This window comes from Viridibacterium curvum (assembly GCF_039544165.1).
GTDB classification, from domain to species: domain Bacteria; phylum Pseudomonadota; class Gammaproteobacteria; order Burkholderiales; family Rhodocyclaceae; genus Viridibacterium; species Viridibacterium curvum.
Genome location: NZ_BAABLD010000010.1, coordinates 166,548 through 174,548, shown reverse-complemented (window position 1 = coordinate 174,548; position 8,001 = coordinate 166,548). Strand labels below are relative to the sequence as shown.

The following is an 8,001-nucleotide window of genomic DNA, read 5'->3' as shown; positions in this document are numbered from 1 at the left end:
CAAGCTGATTGCTCCGATCGCCATGGAAGAGGGTCTGCGCTTCGCCATCCGTGAAGGCGGTCGTACCGTCGGCGCCGGCGTCGTGGCAAAGATCATCGAGTAATTTGTACCAGGGCGGCGGGCGTGTAGAGTACCCGCCGCTTTCTCGTTCTTTCGCTCTTTTGCTCTTTAGGAATAATCATGGCAAACCAGAAAATCCGCATCCGCCTCAAGGCTTTCGACTATCGCCTTATCGATCAGTCGGCCCTCGAAATCGTTGATACCGCCAAACGTACTGGTGCCGTCGTTCGCGGCCCCGTGCCCCTGCCGACTCGTATTGAGCGGTTCAACATCCTGCGCTCGCCGCACGTCAATAAGACTTCGCGCGACCAATTTGAAATTCGTACCCACCAGCGCCTGATGGACATCATTGACCCGACCGACAAAACGGTTGACGCCCTGATGAAGCTCGATCTGCCCGCCGGCGTGGATGTGGAAATCAAGCTGCAATAAAGACAGCTTGCTTTTTGTATTGAAAGCCCGCTAGAATCGTGGGCTCAGTGCATTCTTTGTTTGTGAGTGCATGTATTGATGTTGTCTTATTGGCGATCCGGTCAATCGAAACCGGGTCATAGGAGAAAAAAATGAGTCTAGGCCTTGTCGGTCGCAAGGTCGGCATGACTCGCATTTTTGCCGAGGACGGCGCGTCCGTTCCGGTGACTGTGCTTGACGTGTCGAACAACCGTGTGACCCAGATCAAGACGCCTGAAACGGACGGATACTCCGCTGTTCAGGTTGCGTACGGCACTCGTCGTGCCTCTCGCGTTAACAAGGCGCTTGCTGGTCATCTCGCCAAGGCGGGTGTTGAGGCTGGTAGCGTCATGCGCGAGTTTGCCGTCTCCACCGAGCAGTTGGGTGGCTACAAGGCGGGTGATGTCATCAGCGTAGAAATCTTTGCTGTCGGTCAGAAGGTGGATGTCACCGGTACGTCGATTGGTAAGGGTTATGCCGGTACCATCAAGCGTCACAACTTCTCGTCAAACCGCGCCACGCACGGTAACTCGCGCAGCCATAATGTGCCGGGTTCCATCGGTATGGCGCAGGATCCGGGTCGGGTGTTTCCTGGCAAGCGCATGACGGGTCATCTCGGTGCGGCCAAGGCGACGGTGCAGAATCTGGAAGTCGTGCGCGTGGACGCTGAGCGCGGCCTGCTTCTCGTCAAGGGCGCTGTGCCTGGCTCGGATGGTGGCGACGTCGTAGTTCGCCCGGCCGTGAAGAGCTGATCGGAGACGCCATGGAACTGAAACTGATTAATGATCAAGGCGCTGCTGCTTCGACGCTGCAAGCTTCGGATGCGCTGTTTGGTCGTGAATACAACGAGGCGCTGATTCATCAGCTCGTTGTGGCTTATCAAGCCAATGCGCGTTCTGGTAACCGTGCTCAGAAGGATCGTGGCGAAGTGTCGCACACGACCAAGAAGCCTTTCCGTCAGAAGGGTACGGGCAATGCGCGTGCCGGTATGAGCTCCTCGCCGCTGTGGCGTGGTGGTGGCCGCATTTTCCCGAACCGTCCGGACGAAAACTTTAGCCAGAAGGTCAATCGCAAGATGTACCGCGCTGGCATGGCGTCGATCTTGTCGCAGTTGGTGCGTGAAGATCGCCTGGCTGTCGTCGAGAGCGTTTCGCCCGAGGCACCGAAGACCAAACTTTTCGCGCAGAAGCTCAAGGGCTACGGCGTTGAGTCCGTCCTCGTGATCACTGACGAAGTTGACGAGAATCTGTATCTCTCGTCGCGTAATCTGCCCAATGTGCTCGTGCTCGCCGCACACGAAGCTGATCCGGTTTCTCTGGTTCGCTTCCCTCGCGTGCTGATTACCCGCGCTGCGGTCGCAAAGATGGAAGAGGTGTGGCAATGAGCTTCAGCCAAGAGCGACTGATGCAGGTGCTGCTCGCACCGCAGATCTCGGAAAAAGCCACCAGCGTGGCCGACAAGAACGAGCAAGTGATCTTCCGCGTTGCGTCTGATGCGACCAAGCCGGAGATCAAGGCCGCTGTTGAACTGTTGTTCAAGGTGCAGGTCGAGTCCGTGCAGACGTTGAATGTCAAGGGCAAGGTCAAGCGTTTTGGTCGTACGACTGGTCAACGCAAGGGCTGGAAGAAGGCGTTTGTGTGCCTGAAGCCGGGCCAGGAACTGAATTTTGAAGGGGGGGCCGCCTGATGCTGGTCAAGGTCAAACCGACATCCCCGGGTCGTCGCGGCCTCGTAAAGGTTGTCAACCCGAACCTGTACAAGGGTCGTCCTGAGGCTTCGCTGGTTGAAAGCCAGTCGAAAACCGCCGGCCGTAACAACAACGGCCGCATCACTACCCGTCACAAGGGCGGTGGTCACAAGCAGCACTACCGCCTCGTTGATTTCAAGCGCAACAAGGATGGCATTCCGGGCAAGATCGAGCGCCTCGAATACGATCCGAACCGTACCGCGCACATCGCGCTGGTGCTGTACAAGGACGGTGAGCGTCGCTACATCATCGCCCCGAAGGGTGCCGTGGTCGGCCAAGACATCATGTCCGGCTCCGAAGCCCCCATCAAGTCGGGCAATGCACTGCCGATCCGTAATATCCCTGTGGGTACGACGATTCACTGCGTCGAGATCCTCCCTGGCAAGGGGGCGCAACTGGCGCGTTCGGCTGGCACCTCGGTGCAACTGCTGGCGCGTGAAGGTTCGTACGCTCAGCTGCGGTTGCGTTCCGGCGAAATCCGTCGTGTGCACGTTGAGTGCCGCGCGACGATCGGTGAAGTTGGCAACGAAGAAAACAACCTCCGCAAGATCGGCAAGGCCGGCGCACAACGCTGGCGCGGTATCCGCCCGACGGTGCGTGGTGTGGTCATGAACCCGGTCGACCACCCGCACGGTGGTGGTGAAGGCAAGACGGGTGAGGGCCGTGTGCCGGTCAGTCCGTGGGGTCTGCCGACCAAGGGTTACCGTACGCGCAGCAACAAGCGTACGGACACCATGATCGTTCAGCGTCGTCACAAGCGTTAAGGGGTAGTCAATGGCTCGTTCTATTAAAAAAGGCCCGTTTGTAGACGCCCACTTGCTGAAGAAAGTGGACGCTGCGGTGAGCGCCAATGACAAGCGTCCGATCAAGACCTGGTCGCGTCGTTCCACTGTTCTGCCGGAGTTCGTCGGTCTGACGATCGCTGTGCACAACGGTCGTCAACACATTCCCGTCTATGTTTCTGAAAACATGGTCGGTCACAAGCTCGGCGAATTCGCGCTGACGCGTACCTTCAAGGGTCACGCCGCCAGCAAGAAGGCCAAGAAGTAAGAGGTGATCATGGAAACCAATGCCATTTTGCGTGGTGTGCGCTTGTCGGCCCAGAAGGGTCGCCTGGTTGCAGACCTCGTGCGCGGCAAGCCTGTGGATCAGGCCCTGAACATTCTGGCGTTCTCCCCGAAGAAGGGTGCAACGATCATCAAGAAGGTTCTGGAGTCTGCGATCGCCAACGCCGAGCACAACGACGGCGCTGATATCGATGCGCTGAAGATCAAGACCATTCATGTGGAAAAGGCGACTTCGCTGAAGCGTTTCACGGCCCGCGCAAAGGGTCGTGGCAATCGCATCGAGAAACAGACCTGCCACATTTACGTGACTGTCGGGGAATAAGGGGAACTCATGGGACAGAAGATTCATCCGACCGGGTTCCGCCTCGCGGTCACGCGTGACTGGAGTTCGCGTTGGTACGCCAATAGCCAGAACTTCGGCCGCATGCTGCAAGAGGACATCAAGGTTCGCGAGCATCTCTCGAAGAAGCTGTCGCACGCTTCCGTCGGTCGTGTGCTGATCGAACGTCCGGCCAAGAACGCACGCATCACCGTTTTCTCGGCTCGTCCGGGTGTGGTGATCGGCAAGAAGGGCGAGGACATCGAGCAGCTCAAGAGCGATCTGCAGAAGATCATGGGCGTGCCGGTGCACGTCAATATCGAAGAGATCCGCAAGCCGGAAGTCGACGCGCAACTGATCGCCGACTCGATCGCTCAGCAGCTCGAAAAGCGCATCATGTTCCGCCGCGCGATGAAGCGTGCGATGCAGAACGCCATGCGTCTGGGCGCCCTGGGCATCAAGATCATGAGCTCTGGCCGTCTGAACGGTGCTGAAATTGCTCGTACCGAGTGGTATCGCGAAGGCCGTGTGCCGCTGCACACGCTGCGCGCCGATATCGACTACGGCACCTCTGAAGCCCGCACTACCTACGGCCTGATCGGCATCAAGGTCTGGGTGTACAAGGGTGAGCACGCCAAGGGTGGTGAAGTTGCTGCCGCACCGGAAGCGAATGACAACGAGGCCCGTCGTGGCCGTCGTCCCGCTCGTAACGAGGGGGAAGCCAAGCCCGCCGCACGTCGTACCGTGCGCAAGAGCCCGGGCGTGAAGACCGCAGGAGCAAGCGATGCTGCAGCCGAATAGAAGGAAATACCGCAAGGAACAGAAGGGCCGTAACAAGGGTGTCGCAACCCGCGGCGCTTCCGTTAGCTTCGGTGAATATGGTCTCAAGGCAATCGGCCGTGGTCGTCTGACGGCACGCCAGATCGAATCGGCACGTCGTGCCATGACCCGTCACATCAAGCGTGGTGGGCGTATCTGGATCCGGATCTTCCCGGACAAACCGATTTCCAAGAAGCCTGCTGAAGTCCGTATGGGTAACGGTAAGGGTAATCCGGAGTACTGGGTCGCAGAGATCCAGCCGGGCAAGGTGCTTTACGAAATGGACGGCGTTGATGAAACGCTGGCTCGCGAAGCATTCCGTCTGGCCGCTGCCAAGCTGCCGCTTGAAACCGCGTTCGTCACGCGGCACGTTGGAGTCTGATCATGAAGGCGAGTGATCTGCGCGCCAAGAGCGCCGAAGAGCTGCAGACCGAATTGCTCGGTCTGCTGAAAGAACAGTTTTCGCTGCGCATGCAGCACGCTACGCAGCAGCTGGGCAATAGCGCGCAACTGGGCCGTGTCCGCCGTGACATCGCCCGTGTGCGCACGATCCAGCGTCAGCTGGCCAACTCATCGGCCAAATAAGGGGCGCCGTAATGACAGAACAGAATCAAGCCGTCGTGCGCCGCACCCTGGTGGGCCGCGTCGTCAGCGACAAGATGAACAAGACCGTCACGGTGCTCATTGAGCGTCGCGTGAAGCACCCGCTCTACGGCAAAGTCATCATCCGTTCCAACAAATATCACGCACACGTTGAAGGCGGCATTGCTGCTGAAGGCGACCTGGTTGAGATCGAAGAGTGCCGTCCGATCTCCAAAACCAAGAGCTGGCGTGTCACCAAGGTTGTCGAGAAGGCTCAGGCCGCTTGATAATCTGCAAGGGGTTGCAAACAGCCCCTTGCAAAAGTTTCAAAAGCCGGACATAATCGCCGGCTCATTTCCCTGCGGTGTTCGTGGGGGCAATTTCCCGGACGGGATCCAAGACTGGGTGCTTCGTTGTGAAGCGCTTCAAGTTGGATGGAGTTTAAAAAATGATCCAAATGCAGTCGATACTCGACGTGGCCGATAACACCGGCGCGCGTTCGGTCATGTGCATCAAGGTGCTGGGTGGGTCCAAGCGTCGCTATGCGGGCGTTGGTGACATCATCAAAGTCAGCATCAAGGATGCAGCGCCTCGTGGGCGTGTCAAGAAGGGTGATGTGTACAGCGCCGTGGTTGTGCGTACTGCCAAGGGCGTGCGCCGTCCTGATGGTTCGCTGATCAAGTTCGACAAGAACGCCGCTGTGCTGCTCAACAACAAGCTGGAGCCGATTGGCACTCGTATCTTTGGGCCCGTTACGCGCGAGTTGCGTGGCGAGCGCTTCATGAAGATCGTGTCTCTGGCGCCGGAAGTTCTCTGAGGAGCTGGTAATGGACAAGATCCGCAAAGGGGACGAAGTCATCGTCCTGACGGGTAAGGACAAGGGCAAGCGCGGTGCGGTTGCTCGCCGCGTGTCGGCTGACTATGTGGTCGTCGATGGCGTCAATCGCGTCAAGAAGCATGTGAAGCCGAACCCGGTCAAGGGTCAGGTGGGTGGCATTGTCGAGAAGGAACTGCCGATTCATGTGTCGAACGTCGCGCTGTTCAATCCGGCGACGCAAAAGGCTGATCGCGTTGGCTTCAAGCTTGAGGGCGAAAAGAAGGTCCGCTTCTTTAAGTCGAATGGCGCGCTGGTAGGCGCTTAAGGAACTGTCATGGCTCGTCTGCAAGACTATTACAAGGCTACGGTTGTGCCGGAACTGCTCAAACAGTTTGGTTACAAGTCCATCATGGAAGTGCCGCGCATCGACAAAATCACCCTGAACATGGGTGTTGGTGAAGCGGTTGGCGACAAGAAGGTGCTGGATCATGCTCTGGGTGATCTGACGAAGATCGCTGGCCAGAAGCCGGTTACGACCAAGGCCAAGAAGTCCATCGCTGGCTTCAAGATCCGTGAGGGTTATCCGATCGGCTGCATGGTGACCCTGCGTGGTCCCCGCATGTTTGAATTCCTGGATCGCCTGATCACTATCGCCATGCCGCGTATCCGCGATTTCCGCGGTATTCAGGGCAAGGGTTTTGATGGTCGCGGCAACTACAACCTCGGTGTGAAAGAGCAGATCATTTTCCCCGAGATTGAATACGACAAGATTGACGCGCTGCGTGGGCTGAACATCAGCATCACGACGACCGCAAAGAACGATGCCGAAGCGCGCGCGCTGCTGGCTGCGTTCAAGTTCCCGTTCAAGAACTGAGGCTCACATGGCAAAACTGTCACTGATCAATCGTGAAGAGAAGCGCCGCAAGCTGGCTGACAAGTTTGCTGCCAAGCGCAAGTCGCTCAACGATGTCATCAACGATGCCTCGCGTTCCGACGAAGAGCGTCATGCTGCCCGTCTGAAGCTGCAGCAGCTTCCGCGTAATGCCGCTCCGACGCGTCAACGCAATCGCTGCGAAATCACCGGTCGTCCCCGCGGCGTGTTCCGCAAGTTTGGCCTGTGCCGTTTGAAGATTCGCGAAGCCGCATTCCGTGGAGAGATCCCCGGCATGACCAAGGCGAGCTGGTAAGGAGATCGAAGAATGAGTATGTCCGATCCGATCGCCGATATGCTGACGCGCATTCGCAACGCTCAGATGTCCGAGAAGGCTGCTGTTGTCATGCCCTCATCGAAGCTGAAGGTTGCCATCGCCAAGGTGTTGAAGGACGAAGGTTATATCGAGGATTTCGCTGTCCGCGGCGAAGCTGCCAAGAGCGAGCTGCACATTGCTCTGAAGTACTACGCGGGTCGTCCCGTCATTGAGCGCATCGAACGCGTCAGCCGTCCTGGCCTGCGCGTTTACAAGGGTAGCGATGAGCTGCCGCGCGTGATGAACGGTCTGGGTGTTGCCATCGTGTCGACGCCGTCTGGCGTCATGACCGATCGCCGCGCACGCGCCACGAATGTTGGCGGCGAAGTTCTCTGCATCGTCGCGTAAGGAGATAAGCATGTCGCGTGTTGCAAAGAATCCGGTTGCACTGCCTTCGGGCGTGGATGCAACCATCGCTGCCGGTGAAATCGTCATCAAGGGCGCGCTGGGTACCCTGAAGCAGCGCATCCACCCGTCGGTGACGGTCGCGCGTGAGGGTGCAAACCTGGTTATCAAGGCTGTCGACGGTGCCGTTAACGCCAACGCGCTGTCCGGTACGACGCGTGCTGTCATCAACAACATGGTGACCGGTGTGAGCAAGGGCTTTGAGCGTAAGCTGAACCTGGTGGGCGTGGGTTACCGCGCTCAAGCCCAGGGCGACAAGCTCAACTTGACGCTGGGTTTCTCACACCCTGTCGTGCATCAGATGCCGGCCGGTGTGAAGGTGGAAACGCCGACGCAGACCGAGATCGTCATCAAGGGTGTCGACAAGCAGCAAGTGGGTCAGGTGGCCGCAGAAGTGCGCGCCTATCGTTCGCCTGAGCCGTACAAAGGCAAGGGCGTGCGGTATTCCGACGAAGTCGTGGTCATCAAAGAGACCAAGAAGAAGTAAGG

Annotated in this window: 18 protein-coding genes; all 18 read left to right on the top strand. The window is 58.2% G+C overall.

Annotation, left to right across the window (positions count from 1 at the left end):
- On the top strand, positions 1-103 hold a 103-nt coding region (locus ABEA02_RS14515; protein ID WP_080363168.1), incomplete at its 5' end, for an EF-Tu C-terminal domain-related protein.
- A gap of 77 nt (positions 104-180) precedes the next feature.
- The gene (rpsJ, locus tag ABEA02_RS14510; protein ID WP_345533810.1) at positions 181-492 is read left to right on the top strand and encodes a 30S ribosomal protein S10; all 312 of its coding nucleotides are present in this window, start codon (positions 181-183) and stop codon (positions 490-492) included.
- Positions 493-623: 131 nt separating this feature from the next.
- Positions 624-1,262 (top strand): 50S ribosomal protein L3, encoded by a 639-nt coding sequence (gene rplC / locus ABEA02_RS14505; RefSeq protein ID WP_345533809.1) that lies wholly within the window; start codon positions 624-626, stop codon positions 1,260-1,262.
- An 11-nt stretch (positions 1,263-1,273) separates the two neighbouring features.
- On the top strand, positions 1,274-1,894 hold the full coding sequence (rplD, locus tag ABEA02_RS14500; protein WP_345533808.1) for a 50S ribosomal protein L4: 621 nt from the start codon (positions 1,274-1,276) through the stop codon (positions 1,892-1,894).
- On the top strand, positions 1,891-2,196 hold the full coding sequence (rplW, locus tag ABEA02_RS14495; protein WP_345533807.1) for a 50S ribosomal protein L23: 306 nt from the start codon (positions 1,891-1,893) through the stop codon (positions 2,194-2,196). The genes rplD and rplW overlap by 4 nt, the downstream gene beginning before the upstream one ends.
- Positions 2,193-3,020 carry a 50S ribosomal protein L2 gene (rplB, locus tag ABEA02_RS14490; RefSeq protein WP_345533812.1) on the top strand — a complete coding sequence of 276 codons (828 nt, stop codon included), beginning with the start codon at positions 2,193-2,195 and terminating at the stop codon, positions 3,018-3,020. Before rplW ends, rplB begins: the two co-directional genes overlap by 4 nt.
- Before the next feature lie 10 nt (positions 3,021-3,030).
- Positions 3,031-3,306 carry a 30S ribosomal protein S19 gene (rpsS, locus tag ABEA02_RS14485; RefSeq protein WP_345533806.1) on the top strand — a complete coding sequence of 92 codons (276 nt, stop codon included), beginning with the start codon at positions 3,031-3,033 and terminating at the stop codon, positions 3,304-3,306.
- A gap of 9 nt (positions 3,307-3,315) precedes the next feature.
- Positions 3,316-3,645 carry a 50S ribosomal protein L22 gene (rplV, locus tag ABEA02_RS14480; protein WP_345533805.1) on the top strand — a complete coding sequence of 110 codons (330 nt, stop codon included), beginning with the start codon at positions 3,316-3,318 and terminating at the stop codon, positions 3,643-3,645.
- Positions 3,646-3,654: 9 nt separating this feature from the next.
- On the top strand, positions 3,655-4,443 hold the full coding sequence (gene rpsC / locus ABEA02_RS14475) for a 30S ribosomal protein S3 (RefSeq protein ID WP_345533804.1): 789 nt from the start codon (positions 3,655-3,657) through the stop codon (positions 4,441-4,443).
- On the top strand, positions 4,427-4,843 hold the full coding sequence (rplP, locus tag ABEA02_RS14470) for a 50S ribosomal protein L16 (RefSeq protein ID WP_345533803.1): 417 nt from the start codon (positions 4,427-4,429) through the stop codon (positions 4,841-4,843). The genes rpsC and rplP overlap by 17 nt, the downstream gene beginning before the upstream one ends.
- Before the next feature lie 2 nt (positions 4,844-4,845).
- On the top strand, positions 4,846-5,046 hold the full coding sequence (gene rpmC / locus ABEA02_RS14465) for a 50S ribosomal protein L29 (RefSeq protein WP_345533802.1): 201 nt from the start codon (positions 4,846-4,848) through the stop codon (positions 5,044-5,046).
- An 11-nt stretch (positions 5,047-5,057) separates the two neighbouring features.
- The gene (gene rpsQ / locus ABEA02_RS14460; protein WP_345533801.1) at positions 5,058-5,330 is read left to right on the top strand and encodes a 30S ribosomal protein S17; all 273 of its coding nucleotides are present in this window, start codon (positions 5,058-5,060) and stop codon (positions 5,328-5,330) included.
- Between the two features lie 161 nt (positions 5,331-5,491).
- On the top strand, positions 5,492-5,860 hold the full coding sequence (gene rplN, locus ABEA02_RS14455; protein WP_345533800.1) for a 50S ribosomal protein L14: 369 nt from the start codon (positions 5,492-5,494) through the stop codon (positions 5,858-5,860).
- Between the two features lie 10 nt (positions 5,861-5,870).
- Entirely contained in the window at positions 5,871-6,185 is a 315-nt protein-coding gene (rplX, locus tag ABEA02_RS14450) for a 50S ribosomal protein L24 (RefSeq protein WP_345533799.1), read from the top strand.
- A gap of 9 nt (positions 6,186-6,194) precedes the next feature.
- Positions 6,195-6,734, top strand: coding sequence for a 50S ribosomal protein L5 (gene rplE, locus ABEA02_RS14445; RefSeq protein ID WP_345533798.1), 540 nt, complete (start codon positions 6,195-6,197; stop codon positions 6,732-6,734).
- A gap of 7 nt (positions 6,735-6,741) precedes the next feature.
- Positions 6,742-7,047, top strand: a complete 306-nt coding sequence (gene rpsN, locus ABEA02_RS14440) for a 30S ribosomal protein S14 (protein WP_345533797.1) — start codon at positions 6,742-6,744, stop codon at positions 7,045-7,047.
- A gap of 12 nt (positions 7,048-7,059) precedes the next feature.
- A complete protein-coding gene (rpsH, locus tag ABEA02_RS14435; protein ID WP_345533796.1) occupies positions 7,060-7,455 on the top strand; it encodes a 30S ribosomal protein S8 in 396 nt (131 codons plus the stop codon).
- A gap of 10 nt (positions 7,456-7,465) precedes the next feature.
- Positions 7,466-7,999, top strand: a complete 534-nt coding sequence (gene rplF / locus ABEA02_RS14430; RefSeq protein ID WP_345533795.1) for a 50S ribosomal protein L6 — start codon at positions 7,466-7,468, stop codon at positions 7,997-7,999.
- The last annotated feature ends 2 nt before the right edge of the window (positions 8,000-8,001 follow it).

Excerpts from the sequence above, each read along its gene's own strand:
- rpsJ (WP_345533810.1), top strand. The coding sequence starts at position 181 with ATGGCAAACCAGAAAATCCGCATCCGCCTCAAGGCTTTCGACTATCGC.
- rplC (WP_345533809.1), top strand. The coding sequence starts at position 624 with ATGAGTCTAGGCCTTGTCGGTCGCAAGGTCGGCATGACTCGCATTTTT.
- rplD (WP_345533808.1), top strand. The coding sequence starts at position 1,274 with ATGGAACTGAAACTGATTAATGATCAAGGCGCTGCTGCTTCGACGCTG.
- rplW (WP_345533807.1), top strand. The coding sequence starts at position 1,891 with ATGAGCTTCAGCCAAGAGCGACTGATGCAGGTGCTGCTCGCACCGCAG.
- rpsS (WP_345533806.1), top strand. The coding sequence starts at position 3,031 with ATGGCTCGTTCTATTAAAAAAGGCCCGTTTGTAGACGCCCACTTGCTG.
- rplV (WP_345533805.1), top strand. The coding sequence starts at position 3,316 with ATGGAAACCAATGCCATTTTGCGTGGTGTGCGCTTGTCGGCCCAGAAG.
- rpsC (WP_345533804.1), top strand. The coding sequence starts at position 3,655 with ATGGGACAGAAGATTCATCCGACCGGGTTCCGCCTCGCGGTCACGCGT.
- rplP (WP_345533803.1), top strand. The coding sequence starts at position 4,427 with ATGCTGCAGCCGAATAGAAGGAAATACCGCAAGGAACAGAAGGGCCGT.
- rpmC (WP_345533802.1), top strand. The coding sequence starts at position 4,846 with ATGAAGGCGAGTGATCTGCGCGCCAAGAGCGCCGAAGAGCTGCAGACC.
- rpsQ (WP_345533801.1), top strand. The coding sequence starts at position 5,058 with ATGACAGAACAGAATCAAGCCGTCGTGCGCCGCACCCTGGTGGGCCGC.
- rplN (WP_345533800.1), top strand. The coding sequence starts at position 5,492 with ATGATCCAAATGCAGTCGATACTCGACGTGGCCGATAACACCGGCGCG.
- rplX (WP_345533799.1), top strand. The coding sequence starts at position 5,871 with ATGGACAAGATCCGCAAAGGGGACGAAGTCATCGTCCTGACGGGTAAG.
- rplE (WP_345533798.1), top strand. The coding sequence starts at position 6,195 with ATGGCTCGTCTGCAAGACTATTACAAGGCTACGGTTGTGCCGGAACTG.
- rpsN (WP_345533797.1), top strand. The coding sequence starts at position 6,742 with ATGGCAAAACTGTCACTGATCAATCGTGAAGAGAAGCGCCGCAAGCTG.
- rpsH (WP_345533796.1), top strand. The coding sequence starts at position 7,060 with ATGAGTATGTCCGATCCGATCGCCGATATGCTGACGCGCATTCGCAAC.
- rplF (WP_345533795.1), top strand. The coding sequence starts at position 7,466 with ATGTCGCGTGTTGCAAAGAATCCGGTTGCACTGCCTTCGGGCGTGGAT.